This window comes from Neobacillus sp. S1227 (assembly GCF_055385255.1).
Genome location: NZ_AP038276.1, coordinates 1,678,117 through 1,703,987 on the forward strand (window position 1 = coordinate 1,678,117; position 25,871 = coordinate 1,703,987).

Below are 25,871 nucleotides of genomic sequence, written 5' to 3' on the forward strand. Positions count from 1 at the left end.
ATGAATGGCTGTTCATTCATTTTATCGCAAAATTCGACAAAATCAAAAAAAGTCACGTGCTATATTTATTTTGAGGGGAAAAGGAGTGATTCCATAATTCATATTACCGGAGGGATGTCTACATGGCTGTAAAAGAAAAAATTTTGCAGGAGAAAAATCAGGTTTATGCAATGATTGACGAATTAGCCAATAACGGAGCGAAAGCACTGAAAGAATACCGCTGTTATACACAGGAAATGGTGGACGAAATTGTTAAACAGATGGCTCTTGCCGCACTTGAAAACCATAAGTATTTAGCCAAACTTGCAGTAAAAGAAACACAAAGAGGGGTTTACGAAGACAAAGTTTTTAAAAACATGTTTGCAACTGAAATGATTTACAACAACATTAAAAATATGAAAACGGTTGGTGTGATTTCCGAAAATGATCATGAAGGTATGGTCGAAATGGCTGAGCCGGTTGGTGTCATTGCCGGTGTTATCCCCATTACTAATCCGACATCAACAGTCATTTTTAAATCGTTGATTTCACTTAAAACCAGAAACCCAATCATCTTTGCATTTCCTCGATTTGCTCAAAAATGCTGTACAATTGCAGCCGAGCTCCTTAGGGAAGCTGCCGAAAGGGCTGGAGCACCTAAGAATTCAATCCAGTGGATAGAGGTGCCTTCTCATGAAGCCTTTCAGGCCCTAATGAAACATCCGAAGATATCACTCATCCTTGCAACCGGCGGCCCGAATCTTGTGAAGGCAGCCTATAGCTCCGGAAAGCCTGCACTGGGCGTTGGAGCTGGAAATGTACCTTGTTATATTGAAAAAACGGCAAACATTAAACGTGCAGTCAATGACTTAATTCTGTCAAAAACCTTTGATAACGGTATGATTTGTGCTTCCGAACAAGCTCTTATCATAGATCAAGAAATTTTTGACGAAGTAAGACGGGAATTGATCGCTAATCACTGCTATTTTCTCAATGGGGAAGAAAAGCAATTGCTCGAACGCGCCGCAATCGATCAGAAAACAAAAGAGCTTAACCCAATGATTGTCGGTCTTCCTGCTTATTTAATTGCAAAAATGGCTGGAATCAATGTGCCGGTCAATACAAAGATTTTAATTGCCGAGTTAGAAGGTGTGGGACCGAAGTATCCACTATCCTGTGAAAAATTAAGCCCGATTTTAGCCTGCTACAAAGTCGATAGTTTTGCGGAAGGACTCCTTGTTGCTGAAGAGACACTTGAATATGGCGGACTCGGGCATTCGGCTGCGATTCACACTTCCAATCAGGATGTGATTGATACATTCTCTCTAAGAATGAAAGCCGGCCGGATTATTGTCAATACACCATCCACACACGGGGCAATCGGCGACATCTATAATACATCATTACCGTCCTTAACCATCGGATGCGGAACATATGGAGGGAACTCTGTGTCACAAAATGTGGGAGCTGCAAATTTACTCAATATTAAAAAAGTAGCCAGTAGAAGAAATATGACTCAGTGGTTTAAAGTTCCATCACAGATTTTCTTTGAGAAGAATTCGGTTCAAACACTTGCCGCCGTTCCCGGTATTTCAAAAGCGTTTATTGTGACTAGTCCCAGCCCGCTAAAAAATGGCTTCGTTGATAAGGTGCAATATTATTTAAAAAAGAATCCGAACAATGTTCTTTGTGATATTTTCTGGGAGGTTGAGCAGGACCCAAGTATTGAAACAGTAATGGCCGGTGCAGAACGGATGAAAAAGTTCCAGCCTGATTGTATTATCGCCCTTGGCGGAGGTTCGGTCATGGATGCTGCCAAAGCTATGTGGATGTTTTATGAACACCCCGACACAGATTTCAAGAGCCTGACGCATAAATTCTTTGATCCGAGCAAGCGAGTGGTTAAATTCCCGGCTCTTCGAACTAAGGCGAATTTTATTGCAATACCAACCACATCTGGTACAGGATCCGAGGTAACATCCGCTTCCGTTATTTCAGATAAAAAGGCAAATATCAAATATCCAATGGTTGATGCACAACTGACACCAGACGTTGCCATTATCGATCCACAGTTTGTCATGACTGTTCCTAATTATGTAACAGCTGATACGGGTATGGATGTATTAACACATGCGATTGAAGCCTATGTCTCGGTTCTGGCCAATGATTATACGGATGGACTTGCAATGAAGGCTATTCAGCTGGTCTTTGAATATCTGCCTAGGGCATACAGGGATGGCAGTGATGAACTTGCCCGTGAAAAAATGCATAATGCGGCAACAATTGCAGGTATGGCATTTGGCAATGCTTTCTTAGGTATTAATCACAGCCTTGCTCATGTCATCGGTGCGGAATTTAATATTCCTCATGGACGGGCCAATGCCATCATGCTGCCGCATGTCATCCGCTTTAACGCGATGAAGCCAAATAAATTAATGACTTTCCCTAAATATGAACACTTTATTGCAGATGTACGTTATGCGGAAATTGCCAAAATGCTTGGCCTGCCTGCAAGTACGACCGAAGAGGGAGTGGAAAGCCTAATCGCAGCAATCTTTAAACTTGCTGAGGAATTGGATATGCCAATGAGCATCGAAGCATCTGGTGTTAGAAAAGATGAATTTGAAAACAAATTATCAGAGCTTGCTGAACGGGCATTTGACGATCAGGATACAATTGCAAATCCAAAAATGCCGCTAGTAAGTGAATTAGCAGAAATTTATCTTCAGGCATATAAAGGCGTCTAATTAAAGTCATTCTTGGGAGGGAGAAAATATTGACGGAGGATATAGAGCATAAACAGGAATCAAATATTGAAGGGGAAGAACATATTCAGCTTGAGATCAGCGGTCTAGACCTGATCTGGCGTGCAGCTTTTAGGCAAATGGATGAATGGGCAAATCGTGCTAATTTCGATGATGAGGTATTTTTGAAAAGAGCTAAGCTATTTGCAGATAGTGTTAGACGAAGCCAAGCAGATATGAAAGAAATCATCGATAAATTTACGAAGGAATTTGCACAATGGGAAAAAACAGCACGCGATGAATTTTTTATGTCAACAACCAGTCTAGCACACTTTTTTCCGATTCAATCCTTTAAAGAAATAAATGAGCAATTCGATCGCATTCATCAAAAAACACTCTCACTTTTTAACAGCCCATGCCAGTTTATAACTAATGCGGAGGCAGCAGATAAATATTTTGCAATGATAAAACAGTATATTTCGCTAAAAAATAAGGCAAGAAGCCGATACCTTACAACTATAAAACAGGCCGGAAATCTAGTCTATGAAAACCAAAAAGTGCTTATAAACTTATTTTCTAAACAAATCAGTACGTTCGTCTTTCCGCTGAACAAATATCTGGAGACAGCAAGTGAGATTAGAAAATCATAAAACAAAGGAGTGTGGCAGCATGTCAAAAGAAAAAACATATGATCTATTCGCAGGTTATAAGCTGCTAAGTGAAATGTGGGAAAAGCAATTAATGAATCTTTTATTTAAGGCGACTGACAACAAAGAATTTGTCCGCACGGCAAATATAGGACTTGACCTGCATTCGCGATATATGGAAAGGCTGCGAAAAAACCAGGAGTTTGTCGCTGCACTTATGAACGTTCCAACCAAGAAGGATGTTGCAAATGCGGCAAAGATGTCGATTCAGGCTGAAGAAAAATTTGATAGTTTAGAAGAACAGGTATGGAATTTGCAGGACGGTTTGGCTGGTTTTAGTAAAGAAAATTTGGCTTTTCTCCAAGAAATAATCAACATTATCAATCAAATGAAAGATGAACAAAAGAAAACAAAAGAAGAGCTTGCTGAAACGAAAAAAATTAAGACTGATCTTCAGGATTTACAACAGGGTATGATTGATATCAAAATCCTCCAGGTCAACATTCAGGAGATGCGCAAGGAACTTGAAAGATTAAAGGCGGTCCAAGCAGAGCTTAAAGATTCTCTTACCCATCAAGAACCGCCGAAAACGGATAGCGTTTTGGAAGAACTAAGGCAGGAGATTGCCCAATTGGCAAAAATCAAAAGTGAAATTGCCACATTAAAGGAATTAAAGGGAAAAGAGAATGATAGAAAACAAAAAAAGGAACCGGAAAAAGAGCTAGTCCTGCCAGGGGCCAACACATCGAAATAACAGAAGGGGGTATTGGTAAATGAATGTTAGAGTTCCGACAAAAAGTTTTTTGCCGCTTTTAAATATTGAGAAGGAAACGAAACGATGGAATCAACTCTATAAAGTTATGACCGAGCCAAAGCCGGATATCATTCCAACACCGAGAAAATATGTATGGAAAAAAAACAAAACGACTTTATGGTATCATCCTGCAAAGGAAAAGAAGCATGCCATACCGGTCTTTCTTGTATATTCGCTTTTGAACAAAGTGTACATTTTGGATGTAGGAGAAGGCAGCAGCGTGGTTGGTGGATTAACGGAAAGAGGATATGATGTTTACCTGCTGGATTGGGGTACTCCTGGTCTAGAAGATGCTGATCTTACAATAGAAAACTATATTATCGATTATTTGGAAAACGCACTTAAACGAGCAATAAGGCACTCTGGTGCAAAAGAAATATCCGTAATGGGATATTGTTTAGGCGGGACAATGGCAGCTATTGTTGCCTCTATCACAAGTCTGCCAATTAAAAATTTAGTCCTAGCAGCAGTCCCAATTGATTTTAGCATAGGGACTGTACCGCAAAAATGGCTGGATGGGATTCAAAATGGTGAGCTAAGCTTTGACCGCTTTGCCAATGCTTATCAAACCCTTCCATCCGAGTTCCTTTACTTGATGTTTAAGCTGATTACACCGTTAAACGCGGCCACAATGGCCAATCTATTTACCCGCGCCCATGACGAGAAATATGTTGAAAAATGGCGCCGGATGGACAAGTGGACGAAGGATGCTCAAGCATTTACGGGTGCCGCCTTTAAGCAATTTTTTAATGATTTTTATAAAGAAAACAAGTTGTTAAAAGGTGAATTAGTGATGGATGGCAGAAAAATAGATTTAAAGAATATTAAATGCCCGTTGTTTGTGTTCTCTTGCTCACGCGATACTTTAATTGCTGAAAAACAAAGTCTACCGATAATGGACCTTGTTTCAAGTGAGGATAAGACATATGAAGTATATGAAGGCGGCCATGTTTCTCTTGTACTTACAGGGCTTTTCGCAGAAATAATGGACCCATGGTTATCCACTCGTTCACATGATTTACAAGAAGTCCACTCATAATTTCCGAGGACGAGAATAAATTTATTAACGGGAAGAACGGGGGGCCCCATCCTTCCCGCTAATATAAAAATTATCCGGCATTTCGATGCTGGCAGAGGAACTCGCGCAAGACAAGGTTAAACCGGTCTTTTGCTTCGAGTTTGGCAAGATGACCGGTATTCCTCAAAATAATGAATTTTGAGTTTGGTATTAACTTATGCATCCATGCCTGTATCCAAACCGGCAATACAGAATCATATTGTCCGCCAATTATAAGGGTCGGCACTTCAATCGTTGGCAGTAATGAGAGGTTATTCACTTCTAGGCAAGCTTTCAAAGATTCAATAAAAACCTCATGTTTAGGTCGAAAAAGTTGGTTGAACTGTTCAACAGTTTCATTATCCCAGGAATACAGGGCCATTCGGGCTAAATATTCTGATTCTTTCCCGGCAGATGAGATTTTTTGAAACTTCGCTTTTCGATTTTCAAATAATAGGCGTTTGAGTTTATTTGGGAAGTAGTGGAATGTACTTACTAGCATGAGAGAACGGCAGATAGAGGGTGACTGGCGGTAGATTTCCTGTGCAACGGCTCCACCCATTGATAATCCAACAATGTGAGCGTTTTCAATTTTTAACTCCTTCAATAGGCTAATAATGTCTGCAGCAAAATTCTGAATCGTGATTCCATCGGTCCTGGTGCATTCCCCGTGGCCTCGCAGGTCTGGAATGATTAATTCATATTCATCGGCAAATTCAAATTGGTGCTGCCACCCCTCCTTTATCTCACCTAGACCATGAATAAACACTAATGGCTCGCCATTACCTAAATGTAAATAAGGAACACCAAATTTGCTAACCTTTGCTTTTTCCATTTTACACCACCTTTCATTTTTAATAGTTTATATCCAAGTTGGTAAAATTGTAAACAGGTTTACTTATCTTTTAGTAATATTTATTGACAAGATTGACAAAATATTACTGATAGGTGTAAACTACATATAGGTGAGGTGATAAAGATATGGTAAACCAAGATAATCAATCAGTCAATCCATCAAAAAATTTTGTGCTGCCATTTATTTTATTGCTTCTTAGCAGGGTTTCTCTGCACGGGTATGAATTGAGTCAAAAGCTGGAGTCATTTGGCTTTAAAACTTTGGATCAAGGAAACCTGTACAGAATGTTAAGACAATTAGAAAAAGAGGATTTGGTTTCATCTGAATGGGATACAACTGGCGCAGGGCCAGCCAAAAGAAGATATTCCATTACAAAAGCTGGTATTACATACTTAAAAGGATATGCTAATCAACTAGAAACGTATCAATCACTCCTCGACCAATTTTTTAAAATGTATACCAGTGTCCTTGAGCTCTATATTCCTTCTTTCCAAAAGAAGGATGCAATAGAGAAAGTAAATAATCGTAAGAGGAGGAAGGACGATGGCGCAGAAGAAGATTGAAGCGATTCCTGAAGTAGACGTAAAAACAGTTCCACAAGCTGCGGAGGAATCTAGTACTGAAGTTTCGTTTGTTAACACTTTTTGGGAACAATTTGAGCTTTCCCAAGATCGGGCACGGAAGCTAAGGGAGAGCCGGGAGGATGCCTACCTTAATTCTGTAAAGGAAGTCATCAAGTTTAATAAGCAATATAGAAAATCCGTCGCGAAATTATACGATCAGGCAAGAAAAACAAATAAAGAAATGGTATCTGAAGTTGCCCAGCAGGTGAATTTACGTAATGAGGATGCAAAGGCAAAGGCTGTGCCAAATAACGATCGGGAAGAGCTTGTAAAACAGCTTAGAGAGGTCTCTAGCCAAATAGAAATATTAGCGTTAACTCCAGTTAAAACCTTTTTCCAATTTGTCGAACAAATCGAAGACAATTTTGTGAAAAATACTGAAGCAGGAATTGATTATGCTCGCGAGCGTAGAAATGCGTGGGTGCAAGTTAGGAAGGAATACGTTAAATTGGCTCGGAATACCCATCTTGATTTAGTTGAACGCGGGAAGAACAGTTTTAAAGAATTAGTAAAAGTGAAGTAAATACAAGCATACCAGCAGCAAAGGAACAGCACAGAAATGTTTATATACTCGTAAGAAGGGCCGCACTCTCTATTTTACCGGGAGTTGTGGCTTTTTTATTTAGAGCTAAGAAGAATTTTGTCAATTTGGGTTGAATTATATATTGGTCATTGTACCTATTTATGTTCCGGAAGAAGGGAAAATTATCGGCGGTATCATACTGGATGAAGGACCCGGAAAGTCCTTTACAGTAGACAGAAGTCTTTTTCCGGCACTGATGAAATTCGGACGAAGTTCCGGTGAGTGATTATTAAAATTTATCGGGGCAGATATAAAACAACCGGAAAGCTTAAAAGGATCTTCCTATTCTTTATCACCGCGGAAAATTGAAGAATCAAGCTGCTGGCGGATGGAGATTCGACACAGGAAGCAGCTGCAAAACTATACTTGAGTGAATTTACGGTAAGGGAATATATTTCGAACATCATGAAAACACTAAATGCCCAAAATAGAACAGAGGTTGACGTAAAAGCTATTCGTTTAGTAATTATTAAATAACTGCTTACCCTAGCCCCATTTTTCAAAGAAGAATGGGCTTTTCCTTTTTTACAAATCTGGGTAATAGGGATAAGTGTCTATTGCACATTTTTATCTAGGTGAATAGGATATATGGAATTCAAAAAAGGAGGTAATGTTAAATGTCTGGTGTAGCAGGTGGCTACGGGGCAGGTTTCGCCCTGATTGTGGTTCTGTTCATTTTATTAATTATTGTTGGTGCTGCTTGGGTTATATAAAAATATAAGGAGGTAAAAAGTATGTTTGGTTATGGCGGTTTTGGAGGTTCCGGCTTTGGAGGCTGTGGCTACGGCGGTGGGTTCGGCTACGGCGGTAGTTTTGTTTTAATCGTCGTGTTGTTCATTCTATTAATCATCGTTGGCGCAGCTTGCTACTATTAAGAAATGAATGGGTAATAAGCTCAAAAAACCCGCTTGGTTTCCCAAGCGGGTTTTGCCGATTAGCTAATAGGAAAGTATTAATTCAACTATGCCTCTCTTCTCGTCCTATCGGACTTGCCAATCGGCGAGTTTTCATTTATCCGGCTGCATTCATATTCGCCCAAACAATTTCTTCCACTTCATGCCCTTCCAAAGTTTCTTTTTTTAATAAGGCATCCACCAATTGCAGATACTCCTCTTGATGGCTTTCAATTAATTTTTCTGCTTTCTCAATACCCTCTGCAAACAGTTCTTGCATTTTGATTTCTTTATCCGGTTTACTAAAGGTTAACGTAAAGCCGTCCTGAAGCATTCCGGTTTCAACCATTTGTTCGATAATATGTTTAGCCTGCTGCACATCACCGGATACACCGATACTATGTTCTCCAAGAAACATCCTTTCGGCGGTACCGCCCGCTAATATCATGGCAACCCGATCAAGAAGGTCGCTCGTTGTAGATAAATTCAATTCTTTCGGAATTGGAGCTACATAGCCTAAGGCTTCCCCCCGTGGAATTATCGTCGCTTTTCTGACTGAACCCGGTTTTGTTACAGAAGCAACAAGGGCATGCCCGGCTTCGTGGATGGCTACCCGCCGCTTTGTCTCTTGGTCCTGTAACGACCGAGATGTACTACCTAAAATGGTTCGGTCAAGAGCATAATCGAGGTCCTGTTTTTGAATCATATCCCGCCCATTACGGACTGCATGACGGCTGGCTGATTCAAATAATGAAAACAGCTCTGCTCCGGAAAACCCGGAAGTACTTTCCGCTAAGTCATCTAATGACGCAAGGACATCTTCGGCGATTGCTTTTCCTTTTGAATGAATGTCAATGATTTCCCTGCGTCCTTTTGTATCAGGCAGAGGAACATGGAAGGAGAAATCAATTCTCCCTGGACGCAAGAATGCTTCATCAAGCATATCTTTTCTGTTTGTAGCGGCAATAAATAAAATCCCGTCATTGGAATGGCCGCCGTCAAGCTGAACAAGTAGTTCAGTTAATGTTTTTTCGCCTTCTTCGCCGCCATGGGCTTTACGTCTGCCGGCAAGGGCATCTACCTCATCGATAAAAATGACAGCAGGACGTTGTTTTCTGGCCGCCTGAAACAAGGAGCGGACACGGCTTGCACCAACGCCGACAAATAATTCATTAAAAGCAGACCCACTGGCCGAGAAAAACGAAGCATTCAGCTCATGGGCAATTGCTTGCGCTAGCAGGGTTTTTCCGGTTCCAGGAGGTCCGAATAACAGAATTCCTTTCGGCGGTTTAATCCCAAGCTTTAACGCTCTTTCCTTATCCTTTAAAGTTGTCAGGGTTTGCAATATCTCTTCTTTCATTTCGTCGCCTAGACCGCCTACGTCCTTTAAACTAATGTTTGGCAGGGGGCGGGCTTTTGCGACGCTGTTTTTCATGGAATTTCCTAACCCGATGCCGCCTTTTGTCTTTTGGACAGCATAGACAGCACCTCCTAATAAAAGAAGGACTCCAGCCATGAACCATTTTCCATAACGGCTGCTAGATGAAAAGGAATATTTAATATTATATTTCTCAACCAGTTTATCCACCATTTGGCTATTAGGGGGAACTTGGGAAACATATTCAGATTGGCCCGCTTTTATATAGAGACTTCCATCGGATTGTTCTGTTATAGTGACTGTTTTTCCGTTTTGCTCTTGAATAATTTTTTCTACAGACGAAAACGGTATAGATACTTGGTTAGTTGTTGATTGAACGAACCAAATAATTCCGGCAATAACTATAATAAATGCTGCGAACAGCGGAAAGAACTTTTTTGAAACGGTTTTTTTGCTTTGATTCATGGGCTAATCCTCCTTTAACAGAAGTACAACCTCTATTATAAGGGGATTTTCAATAAAATGGATGTGGGAATCGATGGAAGCTGATTGAAGAAAAAGCACTCCCCATAAAATACAGGAAGTGCAGATCAAATTATGATAGCAAGCGAAGATGCGGAATAATGGGCGTGAGAACGCTTTGCGCCAGAACACCGATACTAACGCCAATGCTCGATGCCTTTTTCCATTTAAATACATGAACCTTTTCATCTTTACCTTCATATAACAATACAAGCTGGTCGGCTTCTTCGGCAATCCCGATTTTTTTATAGGGAATCTTGTTTTGTTCCAGAACGATTTCAAATGCCTTTTGCAATAAATTTAATGTTTGTCGATCAATTTTTGTAATTTCCATAAATCCTCCCGAAACAATCGTTTATGTATATTTTTATTATAGTCATTATTTCAGCACGATTAAAGAAAATCTCAATTGTCTAATATTGAAATATTGCAAAGTAGCCGTTAGAGCGATAAGATTGAAGTTATGGGAAAATTTTAGGCTGTTAAAAGAGAGGAAGACATAATGGGAAACGATTTAAAAAAAGAAGTTTTATCGCGCCGTACGTTTGCGATTATCTCACACCCGGATGCAGGAAAAACAACCTTAACGGAAAAATTGCTGTTGTTTGGCGGCGCAATCCGCGATGCCGGAACAGTAAAGGCTAAGAAGACAGGGAAATTTGCGACTAGTGACTGGATGGATATTGAAAAGCAACGGGGAATTTCTGTTACCTCCAGTGTCATGCAATTTGATTATAGCGGTTTTCGCGTCAATATTTTAGATACTCCTGGACACCAGGATTTTAGTGAAGATACGTATCGGACATTAATGGCAGTTGACAGTGCCGTCATGATTGTCGATTCGGCGAAAGGAATTGAAGATCAGACCATTAAGCTTTTCAAAGTTTGTCGGATGCGGGGAATTCCTATTTTTACATTTATTAATAAGCTGGACCGCCAAGGAAAACCACCGCTTGAGCTGCTGGCAGAACTGGAAGAAGTGCTTGGTATTGAATCCTACCCAATGAATTGGCCAATTGGAATGGGAAAAGAGTTCTTGGGAATTTACGACAGGTATTATAATCGGGTAGAACAATTCCGGGTTGATGAAAATGCACGCTATATTCCCTTGAATGATGCTGGGGAAATTGATGGTGATCACAAGCTGAAATCTTCAGGACTTTATGAACAGACATTAGAGGAAATCATGCTGTTAAATGAAGCTGGGAATGTTTTTTCTGCAGAAAAAGTGGCAGCAGGAAGCCTTACACCTGTGTTCTTCGGAAGTGCGTTGACGAATTTCGGGGTCCAGACATTTCTAGAGACCTACCTGCAATTCGCACCGCCTCCTAAGGCGAGAAATTCATCCATTGGGGCTATTGATCCGCTTTCTGAACAGTTTTCCGGTTTTATTTTTAAAATTCAAGCGAATATGAATCCCGCCCACCGGGACCGGATTGCTTTCGTACGAATTTGTTCTGGAAAATTTGAACGAGGAATGACGGTAAACGTTCCACGGCTTGATAAGCAATTAAAGCTTTCTCAATCTACTTCCTTTATGGCAGAAGAACGAAACACTGTTGAAGAAGCAGTCAGTGGAGATATCATCGGTTTATATGATACGGGAACCTATCAAATCGGCGATACGCTCACAACGGGTAAGAACAATTTCCAATATGAGAGGCTTCCGCAGTTTACCCCGGAGCTTTACGTAAGGGTATCAGCCAAGAACGTTATGAAGCAGAAATCATTTTATAAAGGGTTACACCAGCTTGTTCAAGAAGGAGCCATACAGCTCTTTAAAACCGTTAAAACAGACGAGTATTTGTTAGGGGCTGTAGGCCAGCTGCAGTTTGAAGTATTTGAGCACAGAATGAGGAATGAATATAACGCCGAGGTTTTAATGGAACGATTGGGTTCAAAAATTGCCCGCTGGATTGATCAGGATGAGATTGATGAAAACCTGTCAAGCTCAAGGAGCCTTCTCGTGAAGGATCGTTATGAGCATTATGTATTTTTATTTGAGAATGATTTTGCATTACGGTGGTTCCAGGAGAAAAATCCGAATGTAAAGCTTTACAATCCAATGGATCAACATAACTAAACTCAATAAATTAAGGCTGTCTCAAAAGAGGCAGCCTTTTTTAATATTTTTTAATGTCTAGCAGCAGCGCCTAAGGGCTCGTCTGTAGCCTTGCGCCCCAGGTCAAGGCCTTTCGCTTTTCTTATTGGGAAATTTTTAAAAAAACCCCCATAAAGAGTATTTCTATATACGTAACATTTATTGAAAGTAAGACATGAACAATAACAAATAAACGAAGGCTTGCAGCTTAAATGCAGTCTTTTCCAGTGCTTATCCTAGTAAAGACCAATGTTTGTTTCGTATGTTATAATTGGTCGAATAAGAGGTGAGCAAATGCTAGGTTTATTGTTTATGGCTAAAAAGAATAAAAGAACATTAGAAGATACAGTTGCCTTGATTCAGCAGGGTGATAAGTCATTGCTGAATGAACTTATCCAGGCCTATAAACCGTTTATCGCTAAAGTTGTTTCTTCAGTTTGCCGCCGGTATATTTATGAATCCGATGATGAATTTAGCATTGGCCTCATTGCTTTTAACGAGGCGGTTGAAAAATACTCAAAAGACCGTGGCAGCTCTTTATTAAGCTTTTCAGAAGTGATTATTAAAAGACGAGTTATTGACTATATTCGAAAGCAAACAAAAAATCAGCACATCAGTATTGATATAGCGAATGCCCTCCAAGATGAGGAATTACCCGGAACCGCAATAGTTAATGAACTTTCCCTCGATGAATATCAGAAAAAGACTGACGAACAACTAAGAAAAGAGGAAATTATTCATTTTCAATCATTATTAGCTTCATTTGATTTAACCTTTAGCGATTTAGTGGAGAATTCCCCTAAGCATGCGGATGCCAGGAAAAATGCTATCATCACGGCAAAAACATTGGTTGATAATGAAGAATTATTTAAATCATTACGCGAAAAAAAGCGGCTGCCTATTAATCAGCTTGAAAAAATGGTAAATGTCTCTAGAAAAACCCTGGAAAGAAATCGAAAATATATTATTGCCATTGCTTTAATTTTATCAAGTGATTATGTGTATATGAAGGATTATATAAAGGGGGTGCTTGATACATGAAAAAGGGAATAATAATGGAAATGGATGATGTTTTTCTCACGCTTCTAACCCCTGAAGGCGAGTTCTTACGGGCTAAAAGACTAGAACAATCCTATTCAATTGGAGAGGAAATCATTTTTTATCCCGTTGAAGGCAAGAATCAATTAAAATATTTATCGTCCATAAAGAAAGTTGCCAAATTGAAAACCGTTTGGGCTGCAGCGGCAGCAGTTTTACTATTTTCCGGTTCATTTATTCCAATGTATCAAAATAATAAAGCTTATGCCTATATGTCAATAGATGTAAATCCGAGCATTGAACTTGGGATTAATAAAAAAATGCAGGTTGTGGAATTGACAGGCTATAATCCTGAAGGTAAAAAGATAATTTCCCATTTGGATGAATGGAAGAAAAAAGATGTTACGAAGGTGACGGAAGAAATTTTGTCGGAAATAGGTAAAGAAGGGTATTTCAAAACGAATAAGCATGTTATAATTTCAACCGTTCCGACTAGTCAAATGGAAAAGAAGGAAGAGCAAAAGTTTGAAACGGATATTGTGGAGATTACCAAAGCTGTTTCTGAGCAGCAGCTAGCGTTTACTGTTTTATCAGGCACTGAAAAGGACCTTGAAACTGCCCACGAAAAAGGTGTCACTGCTGGTAAATATAAGGCAGTTAATAATCCGGTGGCTAAAGAGAAAGTGGAGAATAATTGGAAAAATTACAAAAATCAAAATAATCCTACTGAGCCGAAAGGAAAGGTACCGCCTGGGCAATTAAAGAAACAAATGGAGGGAAATGTAACCCAAGAACCTCATGTTGCTGAAAATACTCCGCAGGCTGCTGTAAGCCAATCTCCAGTCAAAGATAAAATACCACCTGGACAGGCAAAAAAGATTGATGATAACCAACAAAAGCAAAATCCGGGGCAGGCAAAAAAGATTGATGATAACCAACAAAAGCAAAATCCGGGGCAGGCAAAAAAGATTGATGATAACCAACAAAAGCAGAATCCGGGGCAGGCAAAAAAGATTGATGATAACCAACAAAATCAAAATCCAGGGCAAGCTAAAAAGCAAGCGAATCTACAAGGAAATTTACATGGAAATCCCGATCCAAAAGGTAAATACCAATATTATGACAACCAAATTCAACATAGAACCAGATAAAAAGAGGCGCTCCAGAAGAGCTGCCTCTTTGCCATTTTTATGAAGTTATTCACGACCTGATAATTGTGCCTGTGCCTGCTGGACAAGTCTTTTAGTTATTTCTCCGCCAACCGAACCATTGGCTCTAGAAACGGTATCGGAACCCAAATTCACTCCGAATTCTTGTGCTATTTCATACTTAACTTGGTCAAGGTATTGTTCAATACCAGGCACTAATAATTTATTTCTGCTATTAGCCATAATTTTCACTCCTTAATTTATCCAGAGATTTTTTTCTCTGTAAGGGTAGTATTAATTGCTTTGACTTTATTCATAAGTGGAAATGTTTATCGAATCTGGTTAGCTTTTCAATCTGTCCCTTTACTTACATCCTTAGTGGGATGCATAAACGGATAAGCTTGCGGCTTTCTTTTGCTTTCTAGCAGTTCCCGATTTTCTGTTGTGTTCCAGCCGATATCGTTTGTTGGGTGAACCCATTCATCACCGGACATTATGGCTGGGTCCGTATCCTCTGACCAGTTTTCTAGTGGAGAATTTTCTGAGGCATATAAGCTATCTCCAATGACTACTCCGTGCTCATTAACAAATGGCGCTTTCATTTTAATTCCTGTTCCTTCAAAGCTTGGTGCATTTATTTGATGTGGTAAAGTTTCATCAATGCTTAGTTTCTGTTCAATTTTCTTCTTATTATCTTGTTTCATCCAGCATTCCCCCTGTTTTTCTTAAGGAATAATTCATAATTCAACTACTCCTCTGTCTTCGTCCTAGTAGACTCGCCAATTGATGAGTTTTCATTTATTTTTTGCGGAAACGCTTTTTTTATTTATGAAAAATAAGGAAATGAATGATTCGACAAAAATTGCTTAAAACTATCTATGTAACATGAATTTTAAGGAGGTTTTCCAAGATGGCTAAGCGGAAGGCTGAATTTGATGCAGTTGAAAAGTATACTAAAACACCAAAGAAGAATGTCCAGGAAAGTGAATTTTCCGCTGAATTTACCGATAACAATAATGCAATCAGATTTCAAAACCGCAATTCAAAACTAGGAAAAAAGGGAAGAAGCTAAAATGAAAGGCCGTCGCAAGACCCCGCCAAGAATACCAACTGAAGATTTTAGTGTCGAATTTGGTGAGGTAAACGGTATTCCATTGGTTGAAAAAATAAAAAACAAATTTAAGAAAAAACGCACCTAAAAAGAAAAATAAGCCGGGAGCACTTGCTTAACTGCTATGCAAACAGGCCTGTTGATTTCCGCTCCGGGCACTCACTTTCCGCGGGGAGGTCCTGAAGCCTCCTCGGCGCTAGGCGCCTGCGGGGTCTCCAGTGACCTCTATATCCCGCAGGAGTCGAGTGCCCTCCGCTCCAATCAACAGGGTGGCAAAACAACATCTAGTATTGCAACACACTAAGTCTAACCTGGCAAGTGTGTTGCAATTTTTATGTTTTGGCAGGTTGCAGAATAGAGAGCTTGTTTACTTGCATTTCTTCATAATAGATTACACTACTACATATGTTTTTATTTTGTGTGAGTTGACGATCCTAATTTAGTACACCTGTTAATTTGCGAGGAAGGCGCGAAGACTCCTGCGGGAGTACGGGGCAGGGGAGAACCCGAAGGAGCTTTTAGCGACAGGAGGCTCCCCTGCACCCCGCGGAAAGCGAAGCGCCTTTGAGCGCTAATCAACATACCTGTTGAAGTGTCTTTATTTTAATAAACATCATTACAAATTAAAAAAGAATATGTGTAAAATAAAAGGCTATCGAAAGTTTTTCGACAGCCTAATAAACCAGTAGCACCGGTATATTTCTTAAATATTAAAAGGAAATAAGATTGTCTCTAGGTTGGTTGGGTCAAAATACGCCAATAAACCTGTGGACTGGTGTTCTATTTCACCGGTAAGAAAATACTTTGTCAGGTCAAAAGACAGAAGCTCTAGCATGGTATGCTTATAAAGTTCTTTTTCATCAAGCTCAAGCTTGAGAAATTCCGGCCCTAAAAGTTGAGGAGTATCGGAAATATATTTGTAGATTTTCGAACGTTCACTTTTCTCCAACTCTGCTTCCCACCAAGGTTTTCTCGGTTTGTATTTATGATGCTTTAAATAATCATATTTCATTAAACCGGAAATAACATTAAGGTTTGGAACACCCCTCTTGACTAAAAATGAATGTAATCGCCGAAATAGATCCTCCAACTGATGGCCGATTCTTGACCAACCCTGTTCATCCCAGTAGGAACCAAAATCCTGAAAGAAATCGAACGGTGAAGGGAAAACATGTGTCACCAGATATTCAACTGTGTGGTCCATGCGGTGGTCATTCCAATATTTTTCTAACACATCTTCCACTTGCTTTATTTTGACAATATCGTTAAACGATAGGACATTGTTGCTTAAAATCTCATATGGGGAATGATCCATATATACATAATCATGTTCTGCAGCGCGTATTCGGACCCCAGTTCCGCGCAGCATTTTTAAAAACCCTAACTGCAGTTCTTCCGGCCTCATTTCAAACACATCGTTGAAGGTCTTCCGGAAGGAGGCATAATCTTCTTCAGGCAGTCCCGCAATAAGATCAAGATGCTGATCAATTTTCCCTCCATCTTTCACCATCGTCACTGTTCTTTTCAGTTTTTCAAAATTTTGCTTTCTTCTCACAAGCTCATTTGTATAGTCATTCGTTGACTGTACGCCAATTTCGAAACGGAAAAGTCCTTTTGGTGCCTCTTGGTTAAGAAATTCAATGACTTCCGGCCGCATGATATCCGCTGTAATTTCAAATTGAAACACAGTTCCAGGAAGATGTTCATCAATAAGGAAGCGGAACATTTCCATTGCATAGCTTCTGCTAATATTAAAGGTCCGGTCAACAAATTTAATTGTTTTAGCACCGTTCGCCATTAAATAGCGAATATCCTCTTTAATTCGTTCCCGGTCAAAATAGCGGACACCGACTTCGATGGAGGATAGGCAAAATTGACAGCTGAACGGACAGCCTCGGCTTGTTTCGATATAAGTAACCCGTTTCCCTAACTGGGGGATATCCTCAGCAAAACGGAAGGGGGAAGGTAATTCTTTTAAATCAAGCTTATTTCTCTGTGGTGTGCTGGCTAATTTTCCATTGTCGCGATATGCAACTCCATGAACATTTTCGATATTTTTATTTGTATCAAGTTCCGTCAGCAATTGTTTAAAGGTTTGCTCCCCTTCGCCCATTACGATAAAGTCGATTTCCGGATGTTTTTCCATCCACTCGCGCGTGTCGTAGGAAACCTCAGGGCCTCCTAGTACAATGATAAGGGAAGGGTCAATTTTCTTAAGCATATTGACGACCTTAAGGGTCTCTTCAATATTCCAGATATAACAGCTGAAACCGATAACATCCGGCTTTTGCTGGTGGAGGTCGGAGACAATGTTCATCACCGGATCTTTGATGGTGTATTCCTTTAAAATGATATCAAAATCAGGTGCGGCATATGCTTTTAAGCACCTTATGGCGAGATTTGTATGAATATATTTCGCGTTCAGCGTAGAACAAATGACTTTCATAAAAAAGCTCCTTTTTCAGCAATTAAGAAAGTGTAAACTTTCTTAACGCATAAGTGCTACTACGCTTCATGAACCGCCCTAAGGGGCCCGTCAATCGGCGAGTTTTCTTTATAATAAAACAAAATATTATTATAGCTTATTTTAGCCGAAAAGGACAGGGGACAAACCGGTGCCGCTTTAGCTTTTGATAAGTTGATTATCAATTGCGATCGATCTGTTATAGCACAATATTAAACCTGTTATATAATTAATAAGCAATGAAGATACTTTATAAATAAAGAAATCTTTCGATCGATTAAAATGTGTTTTAAAAAAAATGTTTGGATGTTTGATTTTTGTCACAGATTTACAAAATAATATGGCCTACAATAGCGGTGAGATAAGTTAATTATTTATGTCTTTTTCGGATAGTTTTATTGAACAAAGGAGGAGAGGGACATTATGTCTATTTTACCGCAAAAAAATGAGCTAGGTTTTTTTGAAATCCGCCTCGAATCAATCGGCGGTCTTGGAGCAAATCTTGCCGGGAAAATGCTGGCAGAAGCAGGGGTATTAGGGCTTGGTTTAAATGGCTCCCACTTTTCGTCCTATGGCTCGGAGAAAAAAGGAACCCCGGTTAAAAGCTTTATCCGCTTTTGCGAACCTGGGATTGAAATTCGTGATCACAGCCCAATTGAGCAGCCTCATATTGTGGGCGTTTTCCACGAAGCATTGTATAAAACGATTAATGTGGTAAGCGGTTTAAATGCTGACGGTATCGTCTTAGTCAACTCATCAAGGGATTTCGATGATGTGAAAAAGGACTTAAAACTGGAATATGGAACATTAGCGATTGTAGATTCCTTAACCATTGCCGTCGAGGAAAAAACGAAAGTAAATACAGCGATGCTTGGGGCATTATTCCGCATATGTGATTTTTTGGATCCGGGCGCCATGAGAAAAGTTATCCGGAAGACATTTGAGAAAAAATACCCGCATCTTGTTGAACCAAACCTAAGGACGTTTGACCGCGGCTATAATGAAGTTGAATTTAAAACCTACCATGTTCCGGAGGATGCCCAAGGTAAAGCCTTTACCCGCCCGCTTCCACAGCTGGGCTATATGACTCAAGAACTTGGCGGTGTTATTACCACTCAGGCAAATAGTATATTAAAAGATTTGAGCGGCTCAAGACAGGGCTTCTTGCCACAATTCGAACGAGATAAGTGTATAGACTGTGCAGCCTGCGATAACGTTTGTCCAGATTTCTGCTTCGTCTGGGAAGAGGGAGAGGACAAGCGCGGCAGAAAGCAAATGTTTCTTAAGGGAATTGACTATCAATATTGCAAGGGCTGCTTAAAATGCGTGGAAGCATGTCCGACAAGTGCCTTAACGGATCTTCGCGAAGTGATCGGATATGCTGACGCAAATCGTGTGAAGCAAAACTTTCCTTATGCAGTGGGAGGGAATTTATAATGGCTATTTTAGAGGAAAAATTAACAGCACAAGTTGGAGCCGAGCAGATTTCAACGTTTGAATCTGGCAATGAAATGGCTGCGATGGCGGCAGCGCAAATCAACTATCATATCATGGGTTATTTCCCGATTACCCCATCTACAGAGGTGGCACAATTTTTAGATCAAATGAAAGCACGCGGCGAGCATGATATAAAGCTGATTCCAGCAGATGGCGAGCATGGCTCGGCCGGTATTTGCTACGGTGCTGCCGCCACTGGGGCGCGCGTCTTCAATGCAACAAGTGCGAACGGCTTTTTATATATGATTGAACAGCTTCCAGTCCAGGCAGGCACACGGTTTCCAATGGTCATGAATCTGGTCACTCGTGCTGTCAGTGGTCCGCTTGATATCCGTGGGGACCACTCCGATCTTTACTTTGGTCTAAATACCGGATGGGTTATTTTAACGGCAAGAACCCCTCAAGCGGTCTATGACATGAATATTATGGCATTGAAAATTGCCGAACACGCTAAAGTCCGGCTCCCTGTCATTGTTGCATATGATGGATTCTGGACCTCCCACCAAAAACGGAGAGTTCAATACTTTAAGGACCGACGGGTTGTGCAACAATTTGTCGGCGAATGCCCGACTGATTACAATTTTATTAGAGATCCGCAAAAACCGGTAACGATTGGTGCACACATGAATGGCGAAGATTTGATGAACAATCATTTCCAGCAATCCGAGGCTATGTATAATGCCGGTGAGGTATTCAGGGAAGTGTCTGCCGAATACACAAAACTTTCAGGAAGAGAATATCCTGTTTTGGACTTATACAAAATGGAGGACGCTGAGGTTGCGTTATTCCTATTAAACTCTGCAGCCGAATCAGCAAAGGATGTTGTTGACCAGCTGCGCGCCCAAGGAATTAAAGCAGGGGTAATCAGTCCAAATATTATTCGTCCTTTTCCCGCTAAAGAAATCCGTGAAGCTCTTAAAAATGTGAAAGCATTATTAGTCGGTGAGCGTGCTGATTCCTATGGTGCACATGGTCCCAATTTAATGCATGAGATCAAGTCTGCCCTGCAGGATGACAAGAATAATCAAACAATCGTATTAAGCCGTGTATTCGGAATGGGCGGTAAGGATTTCTATGCAAGTGATGCCCATGAATTCTTTAATATGGCGATTGATGCAATGGAGAAAGGCTATGCGGAAAAACCATTTGATTATTTCGGGCATGTACCGGGAAATCCGGAAAAAATCCTAAAGTCTGTCATCACACCGCAGCAGGGTGATGCCTATAAATCTGGTTTAATTGAAGTAAAAATGGATGAAGAAACAAATAAATTAAAAGTGAAAATTCCACCGCTGCGGATGCTGACAAATAAGCCGAAACGAATTGCTTCCGGGCATGGTGCCTGTCCAGGATGCGGCATATTCGGCGGGCTGGAGTTGTTCTTTAAAGGGATTGAAGGAGATATTGTAACCTTATTCCAGACAGGCTGTGCTTACGTTACAACAACTGCCTATCCATATAGTTCGCATAAGCAGACGATGATGCATAACCTGTTCCAGAATGGTGCAGCTACGCTATCTGGAACTGTTGAAGCCTTCATGGAATTAAAGCGGCGCGGGGAAATTCAAGTGTCTGATGATGCGACTTTTGTCATGATTACCGGTGACGGCGGAATGGACATTGGTATGGGCTCTGCAATTGGGACAGCACTTCGCGGCCATAAGCTGATTATGCTCGAATACGATAATGAAGGCTACATGAATACTGGATCGCAGATGTCTTATTCAACACCGCTTGGTCATATGACGAGTACCTCTGGAGTTGGAAAAACACAGCAAGGGAAAAGCTTCCACCACAAGGACACAGTACAAATTATGGCTGCGACAAATATCCCTTATGTATTTACCGGGTCAGAAGCATTCCCGCAGGATTTGGTGAAAAAAGGTGCGAAGGCCCAGTGGTACGCACAAAATGTCGGACCAGTGTACGGAAAACTTTTAATTACCTGTCCATTAAACTGGAAATCTGAGGACCGTTATGGAACAAAAATTCTTGAAGAGGCCGTCAATTCCTGCTTCTTCCCACTGTATGAAGTAGAACAGGGTGTTACCTCGATTACCTATAACCCTGAAGAAAAGAAAAAGCGCGTTCCGGTAATCGAATGGTTTAAATATATGGGGAAAACGAAACATCTCCTCAAAGAAGAAAACAAACATCTAGTAGACGAATTTGAAAGAGAAATAGAAAAAAGGTGGCAGCGCCTGAAAGCAAAGCATGACAACCCTTGGCTATAAAAAAGAAGAACGCAAAGCATTTAATTTTGCTTTGCGTTTTTCTTTATATAGGAGGAAATAAAAAATATTGGAAGAAAAAAGGGATTAACAAGTTTTATATAGAATATAAATTTTTAATTTAGTGCTGAACTTTGGTTGATAGCGGGGTGGCCATTTAGTGAAAATCAAATTGGAACAGGATGGTACTTTACCTAGTAAGACTGATGTAGTTTTTACAAAAAATGCAAATTTGCTAGAGCACGAACAAAAATATAAACGCATTTTTGAAGATTCCATTGATGGACTCATCCTTTGGGATTACCAATTTCGCATAGTGGATATAAATTTTGCAGCAGAAAAGTTTTTTGGCCTTCCAAAGGAAAAATTAATAGGAAGATTATTAATTGAGCCATTTACAAAGTTTGACAACCAAATACGAGTTTTAAAGAAACATCTAGAGAATGCAATTGATAAGGGATATTTTACATCTATAATTGTTTATGAAATGATTTCTGGCAAGGATAGGCATATTGAAATCAGTTCGAAATCGGGGATTATGGCAAACTTAAATTTTACTGCTTTAAAGGATATTACCGACAAGGTGAATATGGAGGAACAGCTTCGAAAATCAGAAACGTTAAAGGTTATAGGCGAGCTTGCGGCTGGAATTGCCCACGAAATTAGAAATCCGATGACCGCTTTAAAAGGCTTTATTCAGCTGCTTGAAGGAAGTATCAAACAAGAACATTCCATGTATTATGAAGTCATTACAAGTGAGCTAGAGCGAATTGAAACCATCATTAACGAGTTTTTACTATTGGCGAAACCCCAGGAAATCCGCTTTCAGGAGAGGAATCTGAATCAAATAATGAGGGAATCCTTAGACATTTTACATGCCCAGGCTGTTTTACATAATGTTCAATTCTCAACGAAATTTGATGAAAGACTTTCTCAGATTTTTTGTGAACCCAATGAGTTGAAAAAGGTTTTTATTAATTTAATCAAAAATGCGATTGAAGTCATGCCAGACGGCGGAACAATTACGGTTACTATAGAGGCCTTTGAAAATAATCAAGCTCTTATTTCAATCCAGGATGAAGGAGTAGGAATATCCAAGGAGAAATTACAAAGGCTGGGGGAAGCTTTTTTCACAACTAAAGAAAGAGGCACAGGCCTTGGATTAATGGTCAGCTATAAAATTATTGAAGAGCATAAAGGTTCAATCCGGATTGAAAGCGAAGTAGGAAAAGGGACTACATTCTATATCACCCTCCCGCTGCACTAAAACTTAAAGAGTATGAGAAAGAGGCTGACTTGCAGCCTCTTATTTGCTGTGAAAAATTATTGATAGTAATCCGGTCTGCGGTCTTCAAAAATCGGAATCTGCTTACGGATTTCTCCGACAAGCTTTAAATCAATCTCTGCAGTTATAATTTCCTCATCTGCGCCCGCCTCGGCGATAATCTCTCCCCATGGATCAATGACGAGTGAATGTCCGGCAAATTCATTATTCGGATCGCTTCCGGAACGGTTGCAGGCAATCACGAAGCATTGGTTTTCGATTGCTCTGGCAATTAATAGATTTCTCCAATGTGATAATCTTGGAGCTGGCCACTCCGCCACTACAAATAACGCTTCTGCCCCCTCAGATGTATGGGCACGAATCCATTCTGGGAAGCGGATATCATAGCAAATGACCCCGGCAAATGCGTGGCTATCAAGCTTAAATAGTCCTTTTTTACTGCCCGCTTCTAAATAAAGGTGTTCATCCATTAGCTTGAATAAATGCAGTTTACTATATTCGGAACTAAGTTCGCCCTCCCGGTTTATGATGAGAAGGGTATTTTTTACTCCCTTGTCATCCTGATTGGCGACAGAACCGCCGACAAAGTTAACATTATACTTTTTGGCGGCATTCTGTAAAAATTCTATTGTTTGTAGCGCTCCTTTATCAGCGATTGTATCGAGGCGTGTCAGATCATAGCCTGTTGTCCAAAGCTCAGGCAGGACAATGATATCCGGCTGTTCGCTAGTAGCTGCTTCGATTAATTTTTCTGCATTCTGATAGTTTTTCTCGGGGTTGCCAAAGGCAATATTCATCTGCAAACAAGCAATTTTTAATTTCATTATTCTCTCTCCCTTATGAAATTTCGGAATTTTCCCTTTACAAGCCGTTATAAAAGTTATATCATTTGTGACTAGAATTTCAACCTTAAAATTTAGAAAATAGCAGGTGAGAAATATGAAGCATTTTCCTCATTCGGAAATATTGGATAGTCTTCCAAAGCAATTTTTTGCATCACTCGTCAAAAAAGCTGGTGAATATATAGAACGGGGATTTGATGTGATTAATTTAGGCCAGGGGAATCCAGATCAGCCGACACCAAGGCATATTGTTGCTAAACTTCAGGAGGCAGCGGCAAATCCTATAAATCATAAATATTCTCCATTTCAAGGATTTCCTTATTTAAAAAAAGCAGTTGCAGATTTTTATTTTCGAGAATATAGTGTAAAACTCAACCCCGAAAAGGAAGTCGCAATCCTTTTTGGGGGCAAAGCAGGTTTGGTGGAGATTCCACAATGTTTATTAAACCCTGGGGATACTGTTTTGGTTCCTGATCCAGGATATCCTGACTATTGGTCCGGGGTCGCACTGGCTAAAGCCAAAATGGTCACTATGCCTTTGAAAGAAGAAAATCGTTTTCTTCCTGATTACAGCGAGCTAGGGATAGAGGATCTTGAGAAGGCAAAATTAATGTTCCTCAACTATCCCAATAATCCGACCGGGGCTGTGGCTGACCTAGAATTTTTTGAAGAGACTGTAAGGCTTGCAAATGACCATGATATTTGTATTGTACACGACTTCGCCTATGGAGGCATCGGTTTCGATGGTGTAAAACCACCAAGCTTTCTGCAGACACAGGGCGCCAAGGATGTCGGAATTGAAATATACACGCTCTCCAAAACTTATAATATGGCAGGCTGGCGCGTTGCTTTTGCAGTAGGAAATGAAAGTGTAATTTCCGCACTAGAGCTCATTCAGGATCACTTATATGTCAGCTTGTTTGGTGCCGTCCAGGAGGCTGCTGCAGAAGCGCTGACAGGCCCTCAGGACTGCGTGAAGGAATTAAATGAGATGTATGAGCACAGACGAAATTGCCTTATTGACGGGCTCCGTTCAATAGGCTGGGACGTGACCGCTCCAAAAGGATCTTTCTTTGCCTGGCTAAAAGTGCCAAATGGTTTTTCTTCTGAGGAATTTTCCAACATTTTGTTGGAAAAGGCTCAAGTAGTAGCGGCGCCGGGGGTTGGTTTTGGTTCGTATGGGGAAGGATATGTCCGAATCGGTCTGCTGACCTCAAATGAGCGGCTTACAGAGGCAGTCGAACGGATCAGTGAGTTGGAAATATTTAAAAAAAGCTAAAATTATTCAGTTATAAAGCTGGCTTAGATTTTATTAGAGCCAGCTTTTTTATTTTAGACTTAGGGACTTTAGTACTAAAAAAATATATTAAAAAAATTTACAATCCTACCCGGGTGATGAATACGCTTTCATTATTGAAACAAAGCGGTTTTCTCCAACAATCTTATTTCGATACTTGTTAATTGGAAATTTGTGTCGAATTTTCAAGGAAGCCAGCAAATTATCTGTCGAAAACAGAAAGTTTTAGAATGTTTTGTCTACTTTTGCGAATGTATTTACATTTGAAAAAATTCTTGTCATAATTCATCAAGTAGTCTAATTTTTTAGCGAATTACAGTAAGTGTGTAAGAGGTAGGAGGATAACATTGTACGAGTATAGTAATACCACTAGTCAAAGTCCGATCCATAGTCAAATGATTGAAGAGATAAAAGCAAAACGAGAACTTATGATAAAAAGTGCAAATACATTTGGGTTTACAAGCGAACAAACCGTTAAATACAGCCAAGAATTGGACGAGTTAATCAATGAGTATCACCGAATGATGGGACAAGCCTCCAAACCACCCGAAGAAATCAAATTCGCCTTAAAGCAAATGATCATGATTTGGCCCAAAGTATTAGTCTAACCAAAAAGTATCTTATCTCTGTTCTAATGAAAACTACTTTAGAAATTATTTAACTTTAAAATGCCAAGAACCTCAAAATAAAAGGCCTTCCGTTACAATTATACATTGTTGCAGAAGGCCCATTCTTTTTAGTGCCTCCTTTAAAAACATATT

27 protein-coding genes are annotated in these 25,871 nt (G+C 40.1%); 20 read left to right on the forward strand and 7 right to left on the reverse strand.

Translation table 11 applies throughout. The annotated features are described in order from the left end of the window. Positions 1-122 precede the first annotated feature (122 nt). Genes adhE through ACZ5AE_RS08640 form a run of 4 tightly spaced genes read left to right on the forward strand, consistent with a single transcriptional unit; the run spans position 123 to position 5,223 of the window. A complete protein-coding gene (gene adhE, locus ACZ5AE_RS08625; RefSeq protein ID WP_464571343.1) occupies positions 123-2,726 on the forward strand; it encodes a bifunctional acetaldehyde-CoA/alcohol dehydrogenase in 2,604 nt (867 codons plus the stop codon). 29 nt (positions 2,727-2,755) lie between these two features. Continuing rightward, positions 2,756-3,373 carry a hypothetical protein gene (locus tag ACZ5AE_RS08630; RefSeq protein ID WP_464571345.1) on the forward strand — a complete coding sequence of 206 codons (618 nt, stop codon included), beginning with the start codon at positions 2,756-2,758 and terminating at the stop codon, positions 3,371-3,373. Between the two features lie 19 nt (positions 3,374-3,392). Continuing rightward, on the forward strand, positions 3,393-4,124 hold the full coding sequence (locus ACZ5AE_RS08635; protein ID WP_464571347.1) for a hypothetical protein: 732 nt from the start codon (positions 3,393-3,395) through the stop codon (positions 4,122-4,124). A 19-nt stretch (positions 4,125-4,143) separates the two neighbouring features. Further along, the gene (locus tag ACZ5AE_RS08640) at positions 4,144-5,223 is read left to right on the forward strand and encodes an alpha/beta fold hydrolase (RefSeq protein ID WP_464571349.1); all 1,080 of its coding nucleotides are present in this window, start codon (positions 4,144-4,146) and stop codon (positions 5,221-5,223) included. A 70-nt stretch (positions 5,224-5,293) separates the two neighbouring features. Here the strand turns inward: ACZ5AE_RS08640 and ACZ5AE_RS08645 are convergent, their stop codons facing one another. Then, entirely contained in the window at positions 5,294-6,076 is a 783-nt protein-coding gene (locus ACZ5AE_RS08645) for an alpha/beta fold hydrolase (protein ID WP_464571351.1), read from the reverse strand. Between the two features lie 146 nt (positions 6,077-6,222). On the opposite strand from ACZ5AE_RS08645, the gene phaQ reads away from it, so the two are divergent. The 6 genes from phaQ to ACZ5AE_RS08675 all read left to right on the forward strand — a co-directional run bounded on the left by phaQ (position 6,223) and on the right by ACZ5AE_RS08675 (position 8,178). Then, positions 6,223-6,660 carry a poly-beta-hydroxybutyrate-responsive repressor gene (gene phaQ, locus ACZ5AE_RS08650; protein WP_213140945.1) on the forward strand — a complete coding sequence of 146 codons (438 nt, stop codon included), beginning with the start codon at positions 6,223-6,225 and terminating at the stop codon, positions 6,658-6,660. Continuing rightward, positions 6,641-7,243 (forward strand): hypothetical protein, encoded by a 603-nt coding sequence (locus ACZ5AE_RS08655; RefSeq protein ID WP_464571353.1) that lies wholly within the window; start codon positions 6,641-6,643, stop codon positions 7,241-7,243. Before phaQ ends, ACZ5AE_RS08655 begins: the two co-directional genes overlap by 20 nt. A gap of 130 nt (positions 7,244-7,373) precedes the next feature. Then, the gene (locus ACZ5AE_RS08660; protein WP_464571355.1) at positions 7,374-7,529 is read left to right on the forward strand and encodes a hypothetical protein; all 156 of its coding nucleotides are present in this window, start codon (positions 7,374-7,376) and stop codon (positions 7,527-7,529) included. A gap of 140 nt (positions 7,530-7,669) precedes the next feature. Further along, complete coding sequence (locus tag ACZ5AE_RS08665; protein WP_464571357.1) at positions 7,670-7,780, forward strand: hypothetical protein; 111 nt, start codon at positions 7,670-7,672, stop codon at positions 7,778-7,780. A 140-nt stretch (positions 7,781-7,920) separates the two neighbouring features. Further along, complete coding sequence (locus ACZ5AE_RS08670) at positions 7,921-8,016, forward strand: YjcZ family sporulation protein (protein ID WP_464571359.1); 96 nt, start codon at positions 7,921-7,923, stop codon at positions 8,014-8,016. Between the two features lie 21 nt (positions 8,017-8,037). Next, a complete protein-coding gene (locus tag ACZ5AE_RS08675; protein WP_464571361.1) occupies positions 8,038-8,178 on the forward strand; it encodes a YjcZ family sporulation protein in 141 nt (46 codons plus the stop codon). A gap of 136 nt (positions 8,179-8,314) precedes the next feature. On the opposite strand, the gene ACZ5AE_RS08680 is transcribed toward ACZ5AE_RS08675, so the two are convergent. After that, positions 8,315-10,039 carry an AAA family ATPase gene (locus tag ACZ5AE_RS08680; RefSeq protein WP_464571363.1) on the reverse strand — a complete coding sequence of 575 codons (1,725 nt, stop codon included), beginning with the start codon at positions 10,037-10,039 and terminating at the stop codon, positions 8,315-8,317. A gap of 130 nt (positions 10,040-10,169) precedes the next feature. Then, positions 10,170-10,430 carry a hypothetical protein gene (locus ACZ5AE_RS08685; protein ID WP_464571365.1) on the reverse strand — a complete coding sequence of 87 codons (261 nt, stop codon included), beginning with the start codon at positions 10,428-10,430 and terminating at the stop codon, positions 10,170-10,172. A 168-nt stretch (positions 10,431-10,598) separates the two neighbouring features. On the opposite strand from ACZ5AE_RS08685, the gene ACZ5AE_RS08690 reads away from it, so the two are divergent. The 3 genes from ACZ5AE_RS08690 (at position 10,599) to ACZ5AE_RS08700 (ending at position 14,386) form a co-directional block, all read left to right on the forward strand. Then, on the forward strand, positions 10,599-12,179 hold the full coding sequence (locus ACZ5AE_RS08690; RefSeq protein ID WP_464571367.1) for a peptide chain release factor 3: 1,581 nt from the start codon (positions 10,599-10,601) through the stop codon (positions 12,177-12,179). Between the two features lie 312 nt (positions 12,180-12,491). Further along, complete coding sequence (gene sigI / locus ACZ5AE_RS08695; protein ID WP_464571369.1) at positions 12,492-13,238, forward strand: RNA polymerase sigma factor SigI; 747 nt, start codon at positions 12,492-12,494, stop codon at positions 13,236-13,238. Beyond that, a complete protein-coding gene (locus ACZ5AE_RS08700; protein ID WP_464571371.1) occupies positions 13,235-14,386 on the forward strand; it encodes an anti-sigma factor domain-containing protein in 1,152 nt (383 codons plus the stop codon). The genes sigI and ACZ5AE_RS08700 overlap by 4 nt, the downstream gene beginning before the upstream one ends. 45 nt (positions 14,387-14,431) lie before the next feature. On the opposite strand, the gene ACZ5AE_RS08705 is transcribed toward ACZ5AE_RS08700, so the two are convergent. Together ACZ5AE_RS08705 and ACZ5AE_RS08710 are read right to left on the reverse strand one after the other, a co-directional pair. Next, complete coding sequence (locus tag ACZ5AE_RS08705; RefSeq protein WP_464571373.1) at positions 14,432-14,626, reverse strand: small, acid-soluble spore protein, alpha/beta type; 195 nt, start codon at positions 14,624-14,626, stop codon at positions 14,432-14,434. A gap of 107 nt (positions 14,627-14,733) precedes the next feature. Then, positions 14,734-15,087, reverse strand: coding sequence for a DUF3905 domain-containing protein (locus ACZ5AE_RS08710; protein WP_464571375.1), 354 nt, complete (start codon positions 15,085-15,087; stop codon positions 14,734-14,736). Positions 15,088-15,293: 206 nt separating this feature from the next. Here ACZ5AE_RS08710 and ACZ5AE_RS08715 point away from each other — a divergent pair, with 206 nt between their 5' ends. Both ACZ5AE_RS08715 and ACZ5AE_RS08720 read left to right on the forward strand, forming a co-directional pair. Continuing rightward, positions 15,294-15,455 carry a hypothetical protein gene (locus tag ACZ5AE_RS08715; RefSeq protein WP_213116533.1) on the forward strand — a complete coding sequence of 54 codons (162 nt, stop codon included), beginning with the start codon at positions 15,294-15,296 and terminating at the stop codon, positions 15,453-15,455. Between the two features lies 1 nt (position 15,456). Continuing rightward, positions 15,457-15,582 carry a hypothetical protein gene (locus tag ACZ5AE_RS08720; RefSeq protein ID WP_464571377.1) on the forward strand — a complete coding sequence of 42 codons (126 nt, stop codon included), beginning with the start codon at positions 15,457-15,459 and terminating at the stop codon, positions 15,580-15,582. A gap of 615 nt (positions 15,583-16,197) precedes the next feature. On the opposite strand, the gene ACZ5AE_RS08725 is transcribed toward ACZ5AE_RS08720, so the two are convergent. Beyond that, complete coding sequence (locus tag ACZ5AE_RS08725) at positions 16,198-17,940, reverse strand: B12-binding domain-containing radical SAM protein (RefSeq protein ID WP_464571379.1); 1,743 nt, start codon at positions 17,938-17,940, stop codon at positions 16,198-16,200. Positions 17,941-18,381: 441 nt separating this feature from the next. On the opposite strand from ACZ5AE_RS08725, the gene ACZ5AE_RS08730 reads away from it, so the two are divergent. The 3 genes from ACZ5AE_RS08730 (at position 18,382) to ACZ5AE_RS08740 (ending at position 22,953) form a co-directional block, all read left to right on the forward strand. Beyond that, positions 18,382-19,395 (forward strand): 2-oxoacid:acceptor oxidoreductase family protein, encoded by a 1,014-nt coding sequence (locus ACZ5AE_RS08730; RefSeq protein ID WP_464571381.1) that lies wholly within the window; start codon positions 18,382-18,384, stop codon positions 19,393-19,395. Continuing rightward, positions 19,395-21,689 carry a thiamine pyrophosphate-dependent enzyme gene (locus tag ACZ5AE_RS08735; protein ID WP_464571383.1) on the forward strand — a complete coding sequence of 765 codons (2,295 nt, stop codon included), beginning with the start codon at positions 19,395-19,397 and terminating at the stop codon, positions 21,687-21,689. Before ACZ5AE_RS08730 ends, ACZ5AE_RS08735 begins: the two co-directional genes overlap by 1 nt. 157 nt (positions 21,690-21,846) lie before the next feature. Then, positions 21,847-22,953: an ATP-binding protein gene (locus ACZ5AE_RS08740; RefSeq protein WP_464571385.1), complete on the forward strand. Its 1,107-nt coding sequence runs from the start codon at positions 21,847-21,849 to the stop codon at positions 22,951-22,953. Positions 22,954-23,009: 56 nt separating this feature from the next. On the opposite strand, the gene ACZ5AE_RS08745 is transcribed toward ACZ5AE_RS08740, so the two are convergent. Continuing rightward, positions 23,010-23,795, reverse strand: a complete 786-nt coding sequence (locus tag ACZ5AE_RS08745; RefSeq protein WP_464571387.1) for a carbon-nitrogen family hydrolase — start codon at positions 23,793-23,795, stop codon at positions 23,010-23,012. Between the two features lie 115 nt (positions 23,796-23,910). Here ACZ5AE_RS08745 and ACZ5AE_RS08750 point away from each other — a divergent pair, with 115 nt between their 5' ends. Both ACZ5AE_RS08750 and ACZ5AE_RS08755 read left to right on the forward strand, forming a co-directional pair. Beyond that, a complete protein-coding gene (locus ACZ5AE_RS08750) occupies positions 23,911-25,092 on the forward strand; it encodes an aminotransferase class I/II-fold pyridoxal phosphate-dependent enzyme (protein ID WP_464571389.1) in 1,182 nt (393 codons plus the stop codon). A 365-nt stretch (positions 25,093-25,457) separates the two neighbouring features. After that, on the forward strand, positions 25,458-25,718 hold the full coding sequence (locus tag ACZ5AE_RS08755) for a Spo0E family sporulation regulatory protein-aspartic acid phosphatase (protein WP_464571391.1): 261 nt from the start codon (positions 25,458-25,460) through the stop codon (positions 25,716-25,718). The last annotated feature ends 153 nt before the right edge of the window (positions 25,719-25,871 follow it).